The 19752-nt window shown below is 69.5% G+C and carries 17 protein-coding genes, 1 tRNA gene and 1 pseudogene; 13 read left to right on the forward strand and 6 right to left on the reverse strand.

The annotated features are described in order from the left end of the window. A pseudogene (locus ACFO0C_RS03640) lies at positions 1-1502 on the reverse strand (Cache 3/Cache 2 fusion domain-containing protein); the annotation flags it as partial. On the opposite strand from ACFO0C_RS03640, the gene ACFO0C_RS03645 reads away from it, so the two are divergent. Continuing rightward, complete coding sequence (locus tag ACFO0C_RS03645; protein WP_378065050.1) at positions 1474-2007, forward strand: dihydrofolate reductase family protein; 534 nt, start codon at positions 1474-1476, stop codon at positions 2005-2007. The pseudogene ACFO0C_RS03640 and the gene ACFO0C_RS03645 overlap by 29 nt on opposite strands. A 62-nt stretch (positions 2008-2069) precedes the next feature. Here ACFO0C_RS03645 and aceE read toward each other — a convergent pair whose 3' ends face one another. Both aceE and ACFO0C_RS03655 read right to left on the reverse strand, forming a co-directional pair. After that, positions 2070-4808, reverse strand: coding sequence for a pyruvate dehydrogenase (acetyl-transferring), homodimeric type (aceE, locus tag ACFO0C_RS03650; RefSeq protein ID WP_378065051.1), 2739 nt, complete (start codon positions 4806-4808; stop codon positions 2070-2072). 170 nt (positions 4809-4978) lie between these two features. Then, positions 4979-5383 carry a YjbQ family protein gene (locus ACFO0C_RS03655; protein ID WP_378065052.1) on the reverse strand — a complete coding sequence of 135 codons (405 nt, stop codon included), beginning with the start codon at positions 5381-5383 and terminating at the stop codon, positions 4979-4981. A 187-nt stretch (positions 5384-5570) separates the two neighbouring features. Here ACFO0C_RS03655 and ACFO0C_RS03660 point away from each other — a divergent pair, with 187 nt between their 5' ends. The 6 genes from ACFO0C_RS03660 to ACFO0C_RS03685 all read left to right on the forward strand — a co-directional run bounded on the left by ACFO0C_RS03660 (position 5571) and on the right by ACFO0C_RS03685 (position 10875). Further along, positions 5571-7811 (forward strand): transketolase C-terminal domain-containing protein, encoded by a 2241-nt coding sequence (locus ACFO0C_RS03660; RefSeq protein WP_378065053.1) that lies wholly within the window; start codon positions 5571-5573, stop codon positions 7809-7811. 113 nt (positions 7812-7924) lie between these two features. Beyond that, entirely contained in the window at positions 7925-8356 is a 432-nt protein-coding gene (locus ACFO0C_RS03665) for a DUF3052 domain-containing protein (RefSeq protein WP_378065054.1), read from the forward strand. A gap of 86 nt (positions 8357-8442) precedes the next feature. Then, positions 8443-8907 carry a peroxiredoxin gene (locus tag ACFO0C_RS03670; RefSeq protein WP_378065055.1) on the forward strand — a complete coding sequence of 155 codons (465 nt, stop codon included), beginning with the start codon at positions 8443-8445 and terminating at the stop codon, positions 8905-8907. Between the two features lie 78 nt (positions 8908-8985). Further along, positions 8986-9060: transfer RNA gene (locus ACFO0C_RS03675), tRNA-Val, on the forward strand. A gap of 274 nt (positions 9061-9334) precedes the next feature. Next, complete coding sequence (locus ACFO0C_RS03680) at positions 9335-9634, forward strand: helix-turn-helix domain-containing protein (protein WP_360337215.1); 300 nt, start codon at positions 9335-9337, stop codon at positions 9632-9634. Continuing rightward, the gene (locus ACFO0C_RS03685; protein WP_378065056.1) at positions 9631-10875 is read left to right on the forward strand and encodes a type II toxin-antitoxin system HipA family toxin; all 1245 of its coding nucleotides are present in this window, start codon (positions 9631-9633) and stop codon (positions 10873-10875) included. The genes ACFO0C_RS03680 and ACFO0C_RS03685 overlap by 4 nt, the downstream gene beginning before the upstream one ends. Before the next feature lie 312 nt (positions 10876-11187). Here ACFO0C_RS03685 and ACFO0C_RS03690 read toward each other — a convergent pair whose 3' ends face one another. After that, positions 11188-11754: a hypothetical protein gene (locus tag ACFO0C_RS03690; RefSeq protein ID WP_378065057.1), complete on the reverse strand. Its 567-nt coding sequence runs from the start codon at positions 11752-11754 to the stop codon at positions 11188-11190. Beyond that, complete coding sequence (locus tag ACFO0C_RS03695; RefSeq protein WP_378065058.1) at positions 11751-12767, reverse strand: hypothetical protein; 1017 nt, start codon at positions 12765-12767, stop codon at positions 11751-11753. Before ACFO0C_RS03695 ends, ACFO0C_RS03690 begins: the two co-directional genes overlap by 4 nt. A gap of 571 nt (positions 12768-13338) precedes the next feature. Here ACFO0C_RS03695 and ACFO0C_RS03700 point away from each other — a divergent pair. After that, complete coding sequence (locus tag ACFO0C_RS03700; RefSeq protein ID WP_378065059.1) at positions 13339-14205, forward strand: hypothetical protein; 867 nt, start codon at positions 13339-13341, stop codon at positions 14203-14205. A 162-nt stretch (positions 14206-14367) separates the two neighbouring features. Here ACFO0C_RS03700 and ACFO0C_RS03705 read toward each other — a convergent pair whose 3' ends face one another. After that, positions 14368-14997 carry a bifunctional DNA primase/polymerase gene (locus tag ACFO0C_RS03705; RefSeq protein ID WP_378065060.1) on the reverse strand — a complete coding sequence of 210 codons (630 nt, stop codon included), beginning with the start codon at positions 14995-14997 and terminating at the stop codon, positions 14368-14370. 226 nt (positions 14998-15223) lie between these two features. On the opposite strand from ACFO0C_RS03705, the gene ACFO0C_RS03710 reads away from it, so the two are divergent. From ACFO0C_RS03710 to ACFO0C_RS03730, 5 genes are read left to right on the forward strand one after another with little or no spacing between them, the layout of a single operon-like run. Further along, on the forward strand, positions 15224-16450 hold the full coding sequence (locus ACFO0C_RS03710; RefSeq protein WP_378065061.1) for a helix-turn-helix domain-containing protein: 1227 nt from the start codon (positions 15224-15226) through the stop codon (positions 16448-16450). Positions 16451-16466: 16 nt separating this feature from the next. Next, positions 16467-17051 (forward strand): flavoprotein, encoded by a 585-nt coding sequence (locus tag ACFO0C_RS03715; protein WP_378065062.1) that lies wholly within the window; start codon positions 16467-16469, stop codon positions 17049-17051. 10 nt (positions 17052-17061) lie between these two features. Next, positions 17062-17910 carry a Nif3-like dinuclear metal center hexameric protein gene (locus tag ACFO0C_RS03720; RefSeq protein ID WP_378065063.1) on the forward strand — a complete coding sequence of 283 codons (849 nt, stop codon included), beginning with the start codon at positions 17062-17064 and terminating at the stop codon, positions 17908-17910. Further along, positions 17907-18641 (forward strand): zinc ribbon domain-containing protein, encoded by a 735-nt coding sequence (locus ACFO0C_RS03725; RefSeq protein ID WP_378065064.1) that lies wholly within the window; start codon positions 17907-17909, stop codon positions 18639-18641. Before ACFO0C_RS03720 ends, ACFO0C_RS03725 begins: the two co-directional genes overlap by 4 nt. Beyond that, complete coding sequence (locus ACFO0C_RS03730) at positions 18638-19726, forward strand: histidine phosphatase family protein (protein ID WP_378065065.1); 1089 nt, start codon at positions 18638-18640, stop codon at positions 19724-19726. Before ACFO0C_RS03725 ends, ACFO0C_RS03730 begins: the two co-directional genes overlap by 4 nt. Positions 19727-19752: the final 26 nt, after the last annotated feature.

Genomic DNA, 19752 nt, shown 5'->3' on the forward strand with positions numbered 1-19752 from the left:
TCGCCGCCGGTGGCCGCCACCCGCCGGGCGGTTCCGGCGACCTCGTCGGAGGCGCCGGTGACATCCTGCATGACGGCGCGCAGCTCGGCCGCCGCGGTGTTGAGCGCGCGACCGGCCTCACCGATCTCGTCGCGGCCCCGGTCGTCGATGCGAACCGTGAGATCCCGGCCGGCGAGCCGGGTCAGCGCCCCGGTCAGCGCGGCCATCCGCCGCGAGATCGGCGACGCCTGGAGGTACGCCGCGGCCGCACCCGCCAGCGCCAGCAGCACAGCGGCGATCACGAACGACGTCAGCATCGCGCTGCGCCCGTCCCGGACCGCGGTGACCGCGGCCGCGGCGTCGGCGTCGTAACCGCCCACGGTCACCGCCCACTGGTACGGCGGATAGAAGCCGACCGTGGTGGTGGTGTCCCCGGCCGGCGCCCCGGACGCACCGGGCAGCCGGTACATCGCCTGCCAGGTGCCGCCGTCGGCGAGCTCGGGAGCCTTGGTGACGATCTCCTCGACGTATTTCGTGCCGTCGGCGTCGGTCGCGTCCAGAACGGTCTGCCCGGCCATGCCCTCGATGTTGGAGGCGACGATCCGCCCGCGGTCGGCGGCGGCCGTGCTGAACACGCTCACCCAGCCGTTCGTCTGGATCTTCTGCTCGCTGATCGTGCCGGTCAGCGTGGCCAGCGCGTCGGCCTGCGGCACACCGACGAAGAGCGCGCCGATCACCGCTCCACCGGCGCTCTTGATCGGCTGGTAGACGGTGATGTACGGCGTGCCGACGACCGCCGCGACACCCCGGTACGTCTTCCCGGCCGTGATCGCCGCGGCCACCGCGTTCGCCTTGCCGTCGGCGGTCGCCGGGATGTACGTGCCGATCGCCCGGGTGCCCTTCGCGGACTTCACCGTCGTGCCCACCCGCAGCAGGTCACCGGCCGCGTTCATGCGCTGGAAGACGGTGACCGTGGCGCCGGACAGGTCCCGGGCGTCGTCGACGAAGGGAGTGGTCTGTTTCAGGTCGGTGTTCTGTCCCAGCCACGTGCCGCCGATCTCCACCCGCGGCAGGCTGACCGTCGTGGCCTCCTGGGTGACCTGGTTGGTGGCGGTCCAGGTGACCCGCCGGCCGGACATCCGCATCCCGCCGCTGCGGTCCAGGAAGGCCGCCGCGCTGGTCATGCTCTTGTCGACGCCCTGCTGCACCTCGTCGGCGACGGTACGCACCAGCGCGCTCACGTCGGCGGCGCTCTGTGCCAGGGACGCCTGGTTCTGGCGCAGCACCTCGCGTTCGGTGTTGTCGGCGAATCGTCCGCTCTGCCACGCACCGACCGCGACCAGCACGATCGCCGTGACGAGGACGCTGCCCAGACCGAGCAGGAGCAGTTTGTGCCTGATCCGGAATCCCACCCCTGGATCATCGCGCCGCCACCACCGTGCCGCCCGCTCGTTGCCGTTTTCAATGGGTACGTCGAGCAACGAGGTGGGGACGATGGGCAAGATCGTGGCGGTGGAGTACATGACTCTCGACGGCGTCTTCGAGGAGCCGGTCTGGAGCGGGCCGTACTTCAACGAGGAGCTCGGCGCCTGGCAGACCTACAACCTGGGTGAGGCCGACGCGCTGCTGCTCGGCCGGGTCACCTATGAGGGGATGAAGTCGGTCTGGCCGGAGATGGCCGCCGAGACCGGTGAGTTCGGCGCGAAGATGAACGAGATGCCCAAGCACGTCGCGACCACGACGCTCACCGAGCCGGAGTGGAACGCCACCTTCATCGAGGGCGACGTCGCCGAGGCGGTGGAGAAGCTCAAGACCGGCTCCGAGACCCTGCTGATCAACGGCAGCGCGACCCTCGTCAATTACCTGGCCAGGCACAACCTGATCGACGAGTACCGGGTGATGATCTTCCCGGTGGTGGTCGGCGAGGGCCGGAAACTCTGGGAGCCGGGCACGAGGCTCGCGCTGTCGCACACCGGCAGCTGGCGGTCGGCCACCGGCGTCGAGGTGATCACCTACGTTCCGGCGTGACCGTCCCGGCGTGACCTGCTCCCGGGAGGGGCGTCGTGTGACGCCCCTCCCGGAGAGGCCTGCTACGAGTCGCCGCCGGTCTCGCCCACCGGTGCGGCGTTGACGTCGTCGATCGCGTACTTCTTGGCCGCCTCGGCCGGCACATGCGCCGGAATCTGGCCCCGCAGTGCCAGCTCACGCAGCGTCGCCACGGTCACCGACTCGCCGTCCACGTGGAAGTGGCGGCGCAGCGCGTGCCGGGTGTCGCTCATGCCGAAGCCGTCGGTGCCCAGCGAGGTGTAGCCGTTCGGCACCCAGCGGCTGATCAGGTCGGGAACCGCCCGCATCCAGTCGCTGACCGCGACCGACGGGCCCTCGGTGGCCTCCAGCTTCTGCTGGATGTACGGCTTGCGCGGCGCGTCGCTCGGGTGGAGCAGGTTGTGCTCCTCCGCCAGGATCGCGTCGCGGCGCAGCTCGGTCCACGAGGTGACCGACCAGACGTCGGCGCTCACGCCCCAGTCCTGGGCGAGCAGCTCCTGCGCCTTGAGCGCCCACCGCATGCCGGTGCCGGAGGCGAGCAGCTGCGCCTTCGGACCGTCCTTCTGCGGGCTCTCGCTGAACCGGTAGATGCCCTTGAGCAGGCCCTCGGTGTCGAGGCCCTCCGGCTCGGCGGGCTGGATCGCCGGCTCGTTGTAGATGGTGAGGTAGTAGAAGATGTTCTCCTGCTTCTCGCCGTACATCCGGTGCAGGCCGTGCTCCATGATGTGTGCGATCTCGAACCCGAACGCCGGGTCGTAGGAGACCACCGCCGGGTTCGTCGCGGCGATCAGCAGCGAGTGACCGTCCTCGTGCTGCAGGCCCTCACCGTTGAGCGTGGTCCGCCCGGCGGTGGCGCCCAGCAGGAAGCCGCGGGTCATCTGGTCGGCGGCCGCCCACAGCTCGTCGGCGGTCCGCTGGAACCCGAACATCGAGTAGAAGATGTACAGCGGGATCATCGGCTCGTCGTGCGTCGCGTACGACGTACCGGCCGCGATGAAGCTCGCCGTGGAACCCGCCTCGTTGATGCCCTCGTGCAGGATCTGGCCGTCCGTCGACTCCTTGTAGGACAGGAACAGCTCCCGGTCCACCGAGGTGTAGGTCTGGCCGTGCGGCGAGTAGATCTTCTTGGTCGGGAAGAGCGAGTCCATGCCGAAGGTCCGGGCCTCGTCCGGGATGATCGGCACCCAGCGGGCCCCGAACTCCTTGTCCCGCATGAGGTCCTTGAGCAGCCGGACGAACGCCATCGTGGTGGCGATCTTCTGCTTGCCGCTGCCGCCCTTGAGGCCGCTGAACGCCTTCGAGTCCGGGATCGCCAGCGACTTCGCCTTGGTCCGCCGGGTCGGGATGGACCCGCCCAGCTCGCGGCGCCGCTCGACCATGTACTGGTACTCGTCGGACTTCTCGCCGGGGTGGTAGTACGGCGGGAGGTACGGGTTCTCCTCGAGCTGCTTGTCGCTGATGTCGAGGTAGAGGCGGTCCCGGAAGCCCTTCAGGTCCTCCAGGGTCAGCTTCTTCATCTGGTGCGTGGCGTTACGGGCCTCGAAGTGCGACCCGAGCGTCCAGCCCTTGACGGTCTTGGCGAGGATCACGGTCGGCTGGCCGGTGTGCTCGGTGGCCGCCTTGTACGCCGCGTACAGCTTGCGGTAGTCGTGCCCGCCGCGCTTGAGGTTCCAGATCTCGTCGTCGGTCATGCCCTCGACGAGCTTGCGGGTGCGCGGGTCGCGGCCGAAGAAGTGCTCCCGCACGTACAGCCCGGACTCGCCCTTGTAGGTCTGGTAGTCGCCGTCGGGCGTCTTGTTCATCAGGTTGACCAGCGCGCCGTCGGTGTCGGCGGCGAGCAGGGAGTCCCACTCGCGGCCCCAGACGACCTTGATCACGTTCCACCCGGCGCCGCGGAAGAACGCCTCCAGCTCCTGGATGACCTTGCCGTTGCCACGGACCGGGCCGTCGAGACGCTGGAGGTTGCAGTTGACCACGAAGGTCAGGTTGTCCAGCTCCTCGCGGGCGGCCAGGCCGATCGCGCCGAGCGACTCGACCTCGTCCATCTCGCCGTCGCCCAGGAACGCCCAGACGTTCTGCTGGCTGGTGTCCTTGATCCCTCGGTTGTGCAGGTACCGGTTGTAGCGGGCCTGGTAGATCGCGTTCAGCGGGCCGAGACCCATGCTGACCGTCGGGAACTCCCAGAAGTCCGGCATCAGACGGGGGTGGGGGTACGACGGGAGACCGCCACCCGGGTGCGACAGCTCCTGCCGGAAACCGTCGAGCTGGTGGGTGGTGAGCCGGCCCTCGAGGTAGGCCCGCGCATACATACCGGGCGAGGCGTGACCCTGGTAGAAGATGTGGTCGCCACCGCCCGGGTGGTCCTTGCCCCGGAAGAAGTGGTTCATACCTACTTCGTAGAGGCTGGCGCTCGACGCGTACGTCGAGATGTGACCGCCGACGCCGATCTCCGGCCGCTGCGCGCGGTGCACCAGCATCGCCGCGTTCCACCGGATGTAGGCCCGGATCCGCCGCTCGACGAACTCGTCACCCGGGAACCAGGGCTCACGCTCCGGCGGGATCGTGTTGATGTAGTCCGTGGACGTCAGTGGCGGCACGCCGACCTGTCGCTCCCGGGCCCGCTCCAGCAGGCGCAACATCACATAACGGGCTCTTTTCGCGCCGCGTTCGTCGATGACTCCGTTGAGCGACTCGACCCATTCGTTGGTCTCTTCAGGGTCGATGTCGGGAAGCTGGCTCGGCAGGCCATCGCTGATCACCGGGCGCTTGCGCTCCGTGGCCACAGGCAATCCTCTTGGTGTGAGTGTCGGATAGTCCGTGCGACCTAGGTGGCGAATCGCGCGGAATAGGTCTCCATCCTGCCCCCTTACGGTGTGCGTCGTCACGTCTACAGGCCGTCTCAGCGACGCTCGACACATGTACTGACCAGTAACTTTGTGGACCCGCCGGGGACTCAGCCGTTCACGAAGGAGAAACGCACCTGCCGGATCGGGTTGTCGCCGTTGGTGTCCACCAGGCAGACCGACTGCCAGGTGCCGAGGGCGATCTGGCCGTTGATCACCGGCAACGTGGCGTACGGGGCGATCCACGCCGGAAGGACGTGATCACGTCCGTGGCCCCGCGAACCGTGCCGGTGCGCCCACTTGTCCTCGGTGGGCAGCAGATCGTCGATGGCGGTCAGCAGATCGTCGTCCGACCCCGCCCCGGTCTCGATGATCGCCACCCCGGCCGTGGCGTGCGGCACGAAGACGTGCAGCAGGCCGTCCCTCTCGGACTGGACGAACGACGCCGCCTCACGGGTCATGTCCACGACAGCGGGCGAGCCGCCGGTCCGTACGGTGATCAGTTCGGAACGCATCGGCCGAGCCTATGTGTACAGATCGAGCAGCAGGAACACCGAGGCGGTGCCGGCCAGCCAGCACACACACTGCACCAGGCGCGCCACGGCCCACCACAAGATCATGTAACCGAGTACACCACCGGGCGCCGTCGCGTGTGTGCCAGATCGATCGTTCTCGCAGTGGCATCACTGGCCGCGGTCGGGAATGCTGAATTCCGTGACCACTCCGCAAAGCCTCGACGAGCGGTTCCGCGATGCGGTCTCGGCCCTGCGACCACCGGAGTCCGGGCGTGCCCCCGGCGATCCGGTCCGCGACGGCGCCGGCCTCACCGGCGCCAGCGCCCGGGAACTCTTCGACGCCCAGTTGACCAGCCGCCACCTCGACCTCGCCGCGCGCTGGCTGCGCAGCTTCAACGAGGGCTTCCACACCGGCGGGTCGTCCGGGCACGAGGGCAACGCCGCGGTCGCCGCGGCGCTGCGCGGCGACGATCCGGCCCTCCTGCATCACCGTTCGGCGGCCTTCTATTGCGTACGGGCGGCGAACCACCCCGGCGAACCCGGCCAGGACTCCGCCCACCGCCTCGAGGAGGCCGCCCGCGACGTGCTGCGCGGTGTCGTGGCCTCGGTCCGGGACCCGATCACCGGCGGCCGCGACAAGATCTTCGGCAACCCGGCCCTGCACCTCGTCCCAGCCCTCTCCGCACCCGGCGGCCACCTGCCCCGCGCCGTCGGCCTGGCCCACTCCCTGGCCCGTGGCGGCGACACCGCATGGCCCGATGACGCCATCGTGGCCGCCTCGTTCGGCGACGGCGGGGCGGGCGGAGCCGGAGCCACCTCGGCCCTGCACGCGGCCGGCCGGCTCGACCTCGCCGGCCAGCGCGTGCCCCTGCTGCTGATCTGCGAGGACAACACCCCCGGCGAGCCCGGCCCGGACGGCTGGACCGGGACGATGCTGCGTGGCCGCCCCGGCGTGCGGTACACGTACGCCGACGGGTGTGACCTGGCCGCGGCCCACGACGCGGCGGCCGAGGCGGTGGCCTGGGTGCGCGCCGAGCGCCGACCGGCCGTCCTGCACCTGTCCACGGTGCTGCTGCTGGGCCGGCCCGGCGACCCCGAGCCCGGCGACGGCCTCGACCGCGACCCCCTGATCGGCACCGCCCGCCTGCTCGTCGAGGCGGGGCTGTACGGGCCGGACGAGGTGATCACCCGCTACGACGAGATCGGCTGGCAGGTCCGCAAGGCCGCCGAGGAGGTGCTCGGCGAGGCGAAACTGGCGTCCGCCGGCGAGGTCGTCGCCTCATTGGCCGCCCGCCGCCCGCTGCGGGTCGCGCACGCCGTCGCGGAGGCCGCCGGACGGGCCCTCGGCGCGGGCGCCCCCACCCGGCTGCGCGTCTTCGACGGCCGGCTCCCCGAGGACGCCGGGCCGATGACGCTCGCGCAGACCATCACAGCCGGTCTCACCGACGCTCTGGCCGCCCATCCCGGGCTGCTGCTGTTCGGCCCCGCCACCACGCGTGGCGGCCGTCACGGCGTCACCACCGGGCTGTCCGGTGTCGACGCCGACCGGGTCTTCGACACCCCCGCCGACCCGACCACGATCATCGGGCTGGCCACCGGTGCCGGGCTGGCCGGTCTGATCCCCGTCCCCGAGCTCGACTGCCTCGCCGGGCTGCACGGCGCGGCCGAGCAACTGCGGGCCGAGGCGGCCACCATGGCGTACCTGTCGTCCGGCGCCTACCGCAACCCGCTCGTCCTGCGGGTGCCCGGCCTCGCCCAGCCGTTCGGGATCGGTGGCCACCTGGCCAACGACAACACCGTCGCCGCGCTCCGGGACGTACCCGGCCTCGTCGTCGCCGTGCCGGCCCGCGCCGCCGACGCCGCCCCGATGCTGCGCTCCTGCCTCGCCGCCGCCGAGGCCGACGGGACGGTCAGCGTCTTCCTCGAACCGGTCGCCGTCTACCAGACGAGGGACCTCTATCAGCAAGGCGACAGCGAGTGGCTGGCGCCCTACTCGGCGCCCGGCGGGTGGGCCGACGAGCACGTCCCGATCGGCCGGGCCCGCATCTACGGGCTCGGCACCGCCCAGGATCTGACCATCGTGACGTACGGCAACGGCGTCCGCATGTCGCTGCGTGTCGCCGCGCAGCTCGCCACCGAGGGATACGGCGCCCGCGTGGTCGACCTCCGGTGGATCAACCCGCTACCCGTCGCTGACCTGGTCAGGGAGGCGACGGTCACCGGCCGCGTGCTGATCGTCGACGAGACCCGGCGCTCCGGCGGCGTCGGCGAGGGCGTTCTGGCGGCACTGGTCGACGGCTCGTTCGTGGGATCCGTGCGCCGCGTGGCCGCCGCTGACGTGCCCGTTCCGCTCGGTCCTGCTGCCCAGCACGTCCTCGTGGGAGAGGATGCCATCACACAGGGTGCCCACGCCCTGCTGGCACGGTAAATTGCCACACACTCGGTGCGCCACTTGCGCACCGGCTCCGGAATGTGTGGACTACCCCCAGGTTCCGGTGCGAGTTTGACGGCACTTTCATGACGGCTAGGAGGATTTGGACAGTGAGCGCGACCGCGGGTCAGGCCGACGGCGTACGTAGCCTGGCGGACCGGTTCGGCCTGGAGCCGAACATGGTGGTCATGGAGATGGGATACGACGACGATGTCGACGAGGATCTCCGTGACGCCCTGACCGAACGCGTCGGTGACATGGTCGACGAGGACACCGACGAGGTCGTCGATGCGGTGCTGCTGTGGTACCGCGACGGCGACGGTGACCTCTTCGAGATTCTCACCGATGCCCTCGGCCCCCTCGCCGATCAGGGCGTGGTGTGGCTGCTGACCCCCAAGGCGGGCCGTGACGGCCACGTCGAGCCCAGCGAGGTCAGCGAGTCGGCCCCGACAGCGGGCCTCCAGCAGACGTCGACGGTCAACGCCGGCAAGGACTGGACCGGCGCCCGCCTGGTCACCCCCCGGGGCGCCAAGAAGAAGTAACTCACTGCCCTCTCCCACCAGGTCGGCGCCCGCTGGGCGCCGACCCTGAAGTGTTTGCCCGTTCCGATGGGTTTTAGGGTGGGGGGATGCCGATCGACGTGGGCGTGCCGGCCCCTGACTTCCTGCTCAAGGATCAAAACAACCAGGAGGTACGCCTCAGCGACTTCCGTGGTCGCAAAGCGGTCCTGCTGGTCTTCTACCCGCTGGCGTTCAGCCGCCGCTGCCACGGCGAGCTCACCGAGATCCAGGAGCACCTCCCGGAGTACAGCGGCGACCACATCCAGGTCCTGACCGTGAGCGTCGATTCGGTCTACAGCCACAAGGTGTGGGCGGAGCAGGAGGGCTTCGACTTCCCGCTGCTGGCCGACTTCTGGCCGCACGGCTCAGTCGCCACCGCCTACGGCGTCTTCGATCCCGAGCGGGGCTACGCCAACCGGGGCACATTCCTGATCGACACCGAGGGCATCATCCGCTGGGCGGAGATGAACGGCCCCGGAGAGGCCCGCGACCAGACCTCGTGGCGCACAGCCTTGGCCACCCTGACCAGCTGACCGCCCGGGCCCTCCTCGCCAGTTCGAGGCCTCGATCAGCGACAGGGTAGGATGACGACTCCGGCCGCATGCCGTGCCGGGCGCGTAGCTCAGTGGGAGAGCACTCGCCTTACAAGCGAGGGGTCGTAGGTTCGAAACCTACCGCGCCCACCAGAGCCCTATTTACCTGCGGAAACGTCATCTGACAACCGTAGGAGAGTGAAGACCGATGGGCGGAAACCACTCGCTTATGCGTTTGGACGGTCATCTCCGGAAAGTCGGCGATCGCGCGTTCTGATGGCAGATCAGGGCCGGCTGACAGGCTGCTGCCGCTTTGTGGGAGACCAGTGTGCGTGCCGAGCAGCGGTGAGGGCCGTTGTAGTGGTCAGGATTGTGATCCATAAGCGGTGTTATGCTCAGGATCCTGAGCATAAAGCAGGTGGTGACGATGCCTCGTCCAGTGTCTTCGCGGGTTCAGGCCGGTGCCGTCAGCATCGGCGAGCAGCTTGTGGTGTGGCGCAAACTGCATGGGCTTACCGCGGCTCAGGTGGCTGAGCGTGCGGGAATCTCCCGCGGCACGTTGCGGCGTGTCGAGGTGGGGGACGCGGGGGTGAGCCTTCAGGCGTTCCTCAGTGTGGCTCGGGCGCTGGGAGTGTTGGAGTCGCTGGTGACGGCACTCGATCCGTATGAGACAGACCTCGGGCGGGCTCGCGCCGACGAGATTCTCCCGCGCAGGGTCCGTCCTTGAGCCGCGTTCGCACCTATGTCGAGATCGCTGGTGTGTCTCGTGAAGTCGGCGATGCGTTCTTCAACTTTCGGCGGGGTCGGCTTACAGCGACCTTCTCGTATGCCCGCGACTACCTAGGTCTTCGTGGTGCGTACGCGATCGATCCGGCTCTCGGTCTCTCGGGCGGCTCGTGGCCGTTGCCCAACGGGCTTCCCGGGGCGTTCAGCGACGCCGCGCCCGATCGGTGGGGGCGGAATCTCATCGCCAAGCGCCTTCGTGCGCAGGCGACGGCCGAGCGACGGCCGATGCCGACCCTCGATGACCGGGACTTCCTGCTCGGGGTGAGTGACGAGACCAGGCAAGGCGCGCTGCGGTTCAAGACCGAGACCGCCGACGAGTTCCAGCATCCGGCTCCGGAGGTTCCGAAGCTGATCGCCTTGCCCGCGTTGATGCATGCGGCCGCCGCGGTCGCACGTGACGAACCGGGCAACCTGGAGGCGATCAAGACTCTGCTGGACGCGGGTACGGGCTCGCTCGGTGGGGCACGCCCCAAGGCATCGGTCCGCGACGGTGATCGTCTTCTGATCGCCAAGTTCGCTCATCATGCGGACGACTGGAACGTGATCGCCTGGGAGAAGTCGGCCCTCGACCTGGCGGCAGAGGCAGGCATCGTGGTCCCCGGCCGGAGCCTGGTCGGCGTCGAGGGGAGCTCGGTGCTGCTGCTGGACCGATTCGACAGGGAGGGCCGGCAGCGGGTCGGGTACGTGAGCGCGATGACTCTCCTGGAAGCACGTGACGGCCAGCCCCGGGATTACCTCGAAATAGCCGAGGTGATTCCGGACCATGGCTCGATGACCGTTGCCGATCTACGTCAACTGTGGCGTCGGATCGCCTTTTCCATCGCCGTACACAACACCGACGACCATCTTCGGAATCATGGATTTCTGCGCCGTGGGCCGGGTTGGACCTTGGCGCCCGCCTTCGATGTGAATCCCAATCCGGACCTGGCGGCGAACCGGGTCACCAGTATCGGGGGCGCATCTGATCCGGCCGGTGAGGTCGAGGCGCTTCTGGTTTACTCCGAACGCTTCGCCTTGACGGATGCGCAGGCGCGCGTCGTATTGCGTGAGGTGGCCGACGCGGCCCGCAGCTGGGCCGCGGTTGCCCGGCGCAACGGGGTCGCCGAGGCGGAGATCGCCAGGTTCGACCCGACGCTGACTCGGACGATCGAGGTCGTCAGTGCGTCGGCCGCTGGGGGTTAGTCATGCTGCCGACGGCGTCCGACTCCAGAGTTCGACCGGTTCTGCGATCTGCGCAACGCTATGGCCGGCGCGTCTCGGATTTGGTCTCGTCCGGCGAGGTCCGGCCATCTGCGGCGAAGGGCTACGGTGCAGGTCGCGGACGTTCGCGGGCGAAGGCGGACGGTGGGGCGCAGACCTTACCAGCGAGGGGTCGTAGGTTCGAAACCTACCGCGCCCACCTCGACCCGCATTGCCGTAGATCACGGATGCGTAATGATCTACGGCAGTCTCCGGTTGTGCGGGTGAGCGGTTGGCTGCCCGGCGGTGTTGGTCTCAGCTACCCCATTCCTCTTTCATGGCGCTCCAGCTGATTCTGGTGGCGGCTGCCAATTCGTGGGCGGCACGATCCTGTTCGATGGCCGAGCGGAAGTCGTCGCGGGTGGTCACCGCCGCGCTGGACGACCGTACGGCGGTTTGTCGTAGTTGTGTGGCGGAGACCGCGAGAAGCTCGAGTGGCTCCCGCAGTCTCTCCGGGCACCGGGCGGCAAGCTGCTCGGCGTCCATGACGAGTTTGGTCAGGTGCAGTTCTTCGAGGCCGGACTCGGTGAAGGGGCCTTCGTTCCGGACGCGCCATTCGACCCGCTGAGCCAGCCGGAGCACCTCGCTGATCTCCAGGTACTGGAACTGCGGGGAGCCGGGGCGGGTCAGGCGCTGGTCTTCGGCCTGTCGTTCGGCGCGGTCCTGGACCCGGTCGCTGACCTGGGTACGACGCTGCCAGCGCGCGATCATGACGGCTACCACCGTTGCCACGATGCCGAACAGAGTTCCGACTCCGGCGGCCAGCCAGTCGCCGGCGGTGACGCCGGTCAGTGCGGTGTTCATGGTCTCCGTCGTCCTCATTTCAGCAGCGAGAGCATGGGCGCGGTGGGGTTCAGACGCCTGGGCTCGTTCTCCTCCATGGCGCCGGTCACCGCGGCTACGGCGATGCGGGCGACGGCATGGCCGGTGATGCGGAGGAGTTTGCTGTTGAAGTGGCCCGCTTCGGTCAGTTGGACGAACAGCGGCCCGGGCCCCGGACGCTCGGAGGTCAACTGACGCCGCCACATCATCAGCGCCGTTGCCGGGCAGATGATGCCGGCGTCTCGTCTGACGGCGATCGTGAGGTACCGCACCGGCTGGCTGGTGCGGCGGAAGAGGCGCAGTTCCAGACCTTTCTCCGTCCGCATCATGTCGTCGGCGTCCAACGCGGCGATGTCGGCAGGCGTCAGGCCGAGCGCGCACGTCATTCCGAGGAGCAGTGCCGCACGGTCCCGGAGTTGTCTTTCCGGGGACCACCACTGCACGTTCCTGTTGATCGTGCGGACAAGTTTCTCCAACAGGTCGTCCGGGGCCGCGGTGAAGCCGGCAGGAGGTCGAGCCGGCGCCCTCGGGGAGACGGCCGGGGCCTGCCTGCCGTCGAGCCGGCTCTTCCAGCCCACACCGCCCGCCCGGAAGAGCCTCGATCGGCAGAGGTTGCTGCACGTGTTGCGCCGCGCGCCGCGCTCTGCCTGGATCATGAGCCGTTGACACCAGGAGCAGAACCATTCCTGTAGGCCGAGTTGCACCGCTAGAGCCAGGTAGTTCTCGGGGCGACCCGCACGGTGGACGTCCTTGAGCCTGGATGTCAGGACCCGGTCCTCGCGGAGAGTGGAAATGATCGCCTGGATTCTGGCGTCCACCGTGGATCTCTCGATGCCGAGCGCCTGCGAGAGGTTGCGGTCCGAGTACTCCAGGCCGACTCGGGCGAGAAGCAGGACCCGATCGGTCTCGTCCTCGACACGTGACAGGAGTTCCCCGAACAACGAGACGCTCGTCACGTCGCCGACAGCCGCTTCACCGGTGTGGTCCGCGGGCCGTCTGTCCATCTGACTCATCCCCACCCCTTTCCGATCGTCTCCATGAACACGAAAGGCTCCGCTCGCCAACGCGAGCGGAGCCTTGAGTCCAACGAAAAAAGCCCCAACAAAATGTTGAGGCTTGGCTGCAGGCACAGAAAACCTGCTGACGGCAGCCTATTACAAGATCACTATTTCGCAAAATGGCTGGTCAGGGCCGGATAGCGGCACTGGCTCACGTGACGTTTCACTGTTCCCATAAAAACGGCACGTAGAATCGGTCGTAGCGGCTATCGGATTTGCCTTGGGGTTGCGTAAAATGCGCGCCCGCTGAGCGGGTTCAAGGCTTATCCCCCGCCCACATCATGCCCCGGTTGTTCGCGGAAGCGCGGACCCCGGCGCTATGGATGTCCTCTTCGTGGACCGGCCCCTCCCGTCGTGATGGCTGCCGGTGAAAGGCAACCGGGGTGCAACGGTGGCCAGCTCATGTGGGGGTGGGGTGGGGTCGATTCGTAGGGGGTCCGCGGGTGACCGCGGTGGGCGGGTCCCGGCCGGTTTCCCCCTGGCGGTCTGGGCCCGCCCGGACGAGGGGCTATGCGAGGAGGCCGACGTGGGTACGGAACTGCACGCCGGGATCGACTTCGAGAAAGTGGTCGTTTCGCCGTACCCCATCAAGGGGCGCAGTGGGGTCGCCTCGCGTGAGCGGACCGGGACGCTGATCGAATATGTTCCCCGGGCGGCCAGCGGCCGCAGCCGGGAGGAACGTGTCACCTTCGCGGCTCGCCTCGCTCTTCCTCTTCTCTTCGTGTCGGCCGTGCTCGCGGCTTCCGGGTTCAGCTGGTGGCTCGCCTTCGGCGGGAGTCTCGCCCTCGTCGGTGTCGTCTGGCGGCGGCAGGCGCGGGCCGCGCAGCAGTCGGCGTTCGCTGTGCCGCGGGACACCGAGTCGCGGGTTCTGTGGTCGGTGGCGGAACGGGCCGCGTTCGCGGGGGCGCTGGATGCCTCGAAGCGGGTCCGGCGGACCTGGCCCGCGCTCGGCGACATGATCGATCCGGTTCTGGCCGATCGGTCGCTGACCCGGTCGCTCGGTGAGCTGGCCGAGGTTCTGGGGCGGCGACAGGAGCTCCGGCGGCTTCGGGAGGAATTGGCCGAGGTGTGGGGGGCCGACATTCCGGCGGACAGTCCGGCCCGGGTGGCCGCCGACGTTCAGCGTCAGCGGGCCGACGAAGTGTGGCGGGAAGCCGGGGACGCCGCCAACCGGATCCTCGGCAGCATCGACGCCGCGGCCCGGGCGGGGGAGAGCTTCATCCGGGAGCGGCGGGTCGCGGCCACGGCCCGGCACGCCGAGCAGACACTCGCCCGCGTCGCCGGGGTGCCGGCGGCCGTGGAGAGCGGGCCGGATCTCGCCGGGCGGACCGAAGCCGTGATCGAGGCCTACCGGGATCTGGCTGGGCGCGCCGACATCCAGGCCGCCGCCTGAGCCACCGGCCGACCGGGCGCGGGCCGGCAAAAGGTCGGCAAAAGGTCGGCAAGGAGGCCGGCAAGAAGGCCGGTGGGATTCACTCATGGAATTCCCCCGGAGGGGTGATGTGATCTCACCCGACTCTGAGGGAACCTTGTCCCATGACAGGTGTTCTAGTGCTCAGGCCGCCCGGCGGGACGTCTGCCGGGGGACCAGGATCGCGCCGGGCGGGCGGCCCGATCCGAGTGCGGCCACCAGTCGCTCCTGCACCTCGTCCGACGACGGCAGCCGCCACTGGCTGCGGGCCGGTGGCACCTCCCAGCGGACCTGACCTTCGGGCATCCGGCTCGGGGGCGCCGGGATCCACGAGCCGGCGCCGTGGCGGATCACGTCGAGGCGGTGTTCGAGTTCGGGGCGCAGCGGGCTTCCCGGCCGGACCAGGAACATCCAGCGGCCGTCGCCGGTCACCGCGACCGGGCCGCCGGCCGGGCCGTGTGTGCCGAGTGCCGCGGGCACCTCCAGCGCGTCGAAGGTGTTGCCGGTGGCGAGCAGCACCGTGTGCGGGTGCCGGCGCCACCAGGCGGTGATGCGGGCCGGATCGGTGCCGGCGGACGCGGCCCACGAGTCGAGGGCCGGGTGGCAACCGGTGATGGTGCAGCCGGGGCGTCCGCATTCGAAGCGATGGCCGGTCAGATAGGCGCCCGGCGTCACGGTCCAGCCGTGCGCCGCATACCGCATCGCGGCCCGGCGCAGGAGGGCTCTGTCGAGGATTGACGGTGGGACGAACGGCTGACGGCTGGTCCACTGCATAGCTCGATACCCCCGGATTCGAGTGGCTAGGCCGTATCCCTACGACGACGGACGTCGTTGGGTCCGGCAGATCCACCCTTTGCAACTTGCATGAAAAACTACGAGCATCGGTGAGCAGGCGATCACACACGCTGTGCGATCTGCGCGCACGTGAGCGGTCCACACTGCGAGTGAACACCGGATGGCTCACCAGCGGAGGGACCGCTGGTTGAGTGGGGGAGGCACCGTGGACGAGCTGCCGATCGGCCGTCGCGTCGCCTATTGGCGGGGCCGACGCAAAATGTCCCAGCAGGTGTTCGCGGACCGGCTGGGCAAGTCAAAGAGCTGGGTCGACAAGGTGGAGCGCGGGGTCCGCCGACTCGACAAGTTCTCCGTTGTCTATGACATCGCCGACGTGCTCCAGGTCGATGTCCAGCTGCTGCTGGGCAAAGAGGTGGAGCGCAAACCGGAGACGCAGAACTGCATCGACCAGGTGGAGGTCGAGGAGATTCGGGCGGCTCTGGAGCGGTATGACCAGATGAGCGCGTTCTTCCAAGCGGTGCCACATTCCCCACCGCTGACGGAGATGCGCAAAGCGGTCAGTCACGCGTGGCTGACCTACCAGCACGCCAAGTACGGGGCCTTGGCGCGCGCCCTGCCCAAGCTGCTCCGCGACGCCCAGGCGGCGGACAGTGCACACGCACACAGCGACGAGGCGCCCACGGCGGCGCACCTGCTCGGGCAGGTCTACCAGATCGCCTCGTCGGCGCTGCGCAAGGTCGGCGAGCACGAGCTCTCCTGGCTGGCGGCGGACCGCTCGATCGCGGTCTCGCAGCGGGCCGGCGACCAGTTGCTGGCCGGACTGGCCAGTTACCGGGTCGGCAGCGCGCTGCTGGCGCTCGGCCGGGTCCGCCCGTCGCTCGAGGTCAACGTCAACATAGCCAACCGGCTGGCGCCCGGACCGGACCGGGCCCGGGGCGACCAGCTGTCGGTCTACGGGATGCTGCTGCTCAACGGGGCGATGGCGGCGGCCCGGATCGGCGACAGCGCCACCGTCCGGGACCTGCTGTGCGGCGCCGACCAGGCGTCACTGGAGCTGGGCGGCGACTTCAACCACTACTGGACCAGTTTCGGGCCGACGAACGTGCAGCTGCACCGCTGTGCCACGGCGGTCGAGCTCGGCGACGGGAAACTCGCCGTCGAGACGCACGAGAACATGAACAAGGCGGGGTTCCAGGCCATGCTGCCGGAGCGCCGGGCGCACCACTATCTCGACATCGCCCGTGGTTACACACAGATCGGCGACGTCGAGAAGGCGGGCGAGATGCTGCTGGAGGGCGATCGACTCGCCCCGTCCGAGATCCGGTGCCGGCCGCTCGCCCATGAGGTCCTTTCCGACGTGCTCCGGCGTACCCGGGGCACGCCGTCGGCTCCGATCGCGGAGCTGGCCGAACAGATGGGAGTCGGTGTATGAGGTGGGTCCGCGAGTGATGACGGGTAACCCCTCACCCGGTGTGCTGTACGTGCTGGTGTGCGGCTCACCGATGGCCCGCGACGTCGGGATCCTGGTCAGCCTCGCCCAGAGCGAAGGCTGGGACGTCTGCGTGGTCACCACCCCGGACGGCCGCAAGTTCGTCGACGTGGCGGCCTTGCAGGCCCAGACCGGGCATCCGGTCCGTTCCGACTACAAGAGTCCCGGCGACCCGGACGTGCTGCCGGCAGCCGACGCGATGATCGTCGCGCCGGCCACCGTCAACACGGTCAACAAGTGGGCCGCCGGGATCACCGACACGCTGGTGCTCGGGCTCCTCGTGGAGGGGTACGGCTACGGCGTGCCCACCGCCGTGGTCCCCTACACCAACAAGGTCATGGCCCTGCACCCGTCGCTGCACGAGAGTCTCGCGAAGCTGCGGGACTGGGGTGTGCACGTCCTCTACGGCGAGGACGTGTGCCGTCTGGGCGGCCCGGGGCAGACCGATCGTTTTCGCGGCCAGTTCCCCTGGCGGCGGGCCCTGGCGGCGGTCAGCAACCCGATCGCGGCGGGCAGCCGAGTCGAGCCGGGGGCGCTTTCCTAGCGGTATAGGGTTGGCCCTCGTGACCGACTTGACCGTTCGTGCCGTGGTGGACGCCCTCGACGCGCGTTTCCCCCGGGCCTGGGCCGAGTCGTGGGACCGGGTCGGACTGGTGCTCGGCGAGTTCGAGCACCCGGTCACCCGTGTCCTCTGCGTGGTCGACTGCGTCCCGGAGACCGTCGACCAGGCGATCGAGCTGGGTGCCGACCTGATCGTCGCGCACCACCCGCTGTTCCTGAAGCCGGTGTCCTCGATCGCCCCGGACACGTTCAAGGGTGCCCTCGTGCACCGGCTGATCCGGGCCGGGGTGGCGCTCTACACCGCGCACACCAACGCCGACGTGGCCAACCCGGGTGTGTCCGACGCGCTCGCGGCACGGCTCGGCCTGACCGCGCTGCGCCCGCTGGCGCCGGCCGAGGGTGCGGCCGCCGGCGAGGGGCGTGGCCTGGGCCGCATCGGGGAGCTGCCGCAGCCGCTGACGCTGGCCGCGCTGACCCGTCTGGCGGCCGAGCGCCTGCCGGCCACCGCGGCCGGGGTGCGTGCCGCCGGCGACCCGGACGCCCTGATCGGCACGGTGGCCGTCTGTGGTGGCGCCGGTGACTCCTTCCTGGCCGTCGCCGCACGGTCGGGCGCTGACGCGTACCTCTGCGCCGATCTGCGCCACCACCCGGTGAGCGAGCATCTCGCCTCGGGTGGCCCGGCCCTGCTCGACGTCGCGCACTGGGCGAGCGAGCGTCCCTGGCTCGACGACGTGGCGGCCTGGCTGCGCGAGGTGTTCCCCGTCGAGGTCGTGGTGTCCGATCTGGACACCGACCCCTGGACCGTCCATGCGAATCGCGATGATTTGGAGATCCGCCCGTGAAGGCCGCCCCGGAAGCCCAGCGCCGTCTGCTCGACCTGCAGGCCGTCGACACCACTCTGGCGCAGCTCGCGCACCGGCGTAAGTCGCTGCCCGAGCTGGCCGAGATCGACGCGGCCGCGCGGGAGATCTCCGCGCTCGAGGACGAGCGGGTCCGTGCCCAGGTGGTCGTCGACGACCTGGACCGGGACATCGCCCGCCTGGAGAAGGACATCGACCAGGTCCGCCAGCGCAAGGACAAGGACCAGAAGCGCCTGGACGCCGGTGGTTCGCTGCGTGAGGTCGAGGGGCTCCAGCACGAGCTGGCCACGCTCAACCGGCGGCAGTCGGAGCTGGAGGACGCCGAGCTCGCGCTGATGGAGCAGAACGAGACCGCCGCGGCGGTGCTGACCGAGGTGCAGGGCCGCCTGTCGGCCGCGGTCGGGAGGCGTACGGACGCCGAGCGCCGCCGCGACGAGTCCCTCGCCGAGATCGCCAAGGAGCTGGAGTTCAAGACCCAGGCCCGGGTCCCGCTCGCCGACGACCTGCCCTCCGACCTGGTCACGCTCTACGAGAAGATCCGTTCGGAGACCGGCATGGGCGCGGCGCTGTTCCACGCGGGCCGCTGCGGCGCCTGCCGGATCGAGCTGTACGGCGCCGACCTGAACCGGGTCAAGACGGCCCCGAAGGACGACGTGGTCCGCTGCGAGGAGTGTCGCCGGATCATGATCCGTACCGCGGAGTCGGGTCTGTGAGCCAGCTCCGTGTGATCGTCGAGGCGGACGGTGGTTCCCGGGGCAATCCGGGTCCGGCCGGTTACGGCGCGGTGGTCCGTGACGCGGATTCCGGCGAGGTCCTGGCCGAGCGGTTCGCCGCGCTCGGCGTCGCCACCAACAACGTGGCGGAGTATTCGGGCCTGATCGCGGGCCTGGAGGCGGCGGCCGAGCTGAACGCCGCCCGGGTGGCCGTGCGGATGGACTCGAAGCTGGTCGTCGAGCAGATGTCGGGCCGCTGGCAGATCAAGAACGCCGGTCTGCGCCCGCTCGCCGCGGAGGCGGCCGCCCTGGTCGGCAAGTTCGCCGGGGTGACGTTCGAGTGGATCCCCCGGGAGCGCAACAAGGCGGCCGACGCGCTGGCGAACCGGGCGATGGACGGCATCACCGAGACGCCGCCGCCCGCGGCCGAGAAGCCGAAGTCGTGGGCGCCGCCGGCCTCGCTGGCGGACGCTACCCGGATCATCCTGGTCCGGCACGGTGAGACGCCGCTGACGTCGCAGGGCCGTTACTCGGGGCGGGGCGACGTCCCGCTGACCGACGAGGGCGAGGCGCAGGCCATGGCCGCGGCGGGCCGGGTGGCCGGTATCTCCCGCGACATCGCGGCGGTCCTCTCCTCACCCCTTTCGCGGTGTACGAGGACCGCGCAGCTGATCGCCGACGAGGCGGGCGGCCTGCCGGTGACCATCATGGACGATCTGATCGAGTGCGACTTCGGCGAGTGGGAGGCCAAGACCTTCGCCGAGGTGCAGGAGCGGTGGCCGGCCGAGATGTCGGCGTGGCTGGCGTCGACGAGTGTCGCCCCGCCGGGTGGGGAGTCCTTCCAGGCGGTGGCGAAACGAGTCCGCGGGGCTCTCGCGACCGTGCTCAGCGCGTACCCCGGCAAGGTCGTGGTCCTCGTTTCTCATGTGTCGCCGATCAAGTTGATCCTGCGTGACGCGCTGGCGGCCGGTGACGCCTTCCTGCACCGGCTCTTCCTGGACGCGGCGGGTGTGTCGACGATGGACGTGTGGCCGGATGGGAACATCGCGGTCAGATCGGTCAACGAGACCGCGCACCTTCGTTGACTGCATATTGACCCTCGCAGGGCGGA

It is taken from the genome of Actinoplanes subglobosus (assembly GCF_042650585.1).
Classification (GTDB): Bacteria; Actinomycetota; Actinomycetes; order Mycobacteriales; family Micromonosporaceae; genus Actinoplanes; species Actinoplanes subglobosus.

Coding starts and splice junctions, on each gene's coding strand:
- ACFO0C_RS03660 (WP_378065053.1), top strand. CDS start 5,571: ATGCTGAATTCCGTGACCACTCCGCAAAGCCTCGACGAGCGGTTCCGC.
- ACFO0C_RS03670 (WP_378065055.1), top strand. CDS start 8,443: ATGCCGATCGACGTGGGCGTGCCGGCCCCTGACTTCCTGCTCAAGGAT.
- ACFO0C_RS03695 (WP_378065058.1), bottom strand. CDS start 12,767: ATGAGTCAGATGGACAGACGGCCCGCGGACCACACCGGTGAAGCGGCT.
- ACFO0C_RS03690 (WP_378065057.1), bottom strand. CDS start 11,754: ATGAGGACGACGGAGACCATGAACACCGCACTGACCGGCGTCACCGCC.
- ACFO0C_RS03705 (WP_378065060.1), bottom strand. CDS start 14,997: ATGCAGTGGACCAGCCGTCAGCCGTTCGTCCCACCGTCAATCCTCGAC.
- ACFO0C_RS03645 (WP_378065050.1), top strand. CDS start 1,474: ATGGGCAAGATCGTGGCGGTGGAGTACATGACTCTCGACGGCGTCTTC.
- ACFO0C_RS03680 (WP_360337215.1), top strand. CDS start 9,335: ATGCCTCGTCCAGTGTCTTCGCGGGTTCAGGCCGGTGCCGTCAGCATC.
- ACFO0C_RS03655 (WP_378065052.1), bottom strand. CDS start 5,383: ATGCGTTCCGAACTGATCACCGTACGGACCGGCGGCTCGCCCGCTGTC.
- ACFO0C_RS03715 (WP_378065062.1), top strand. CDS start 16,467: ATGACGGGTAACCCCTCACCCGGTGTGCTGTACGTGCTGGTGTGCGGC.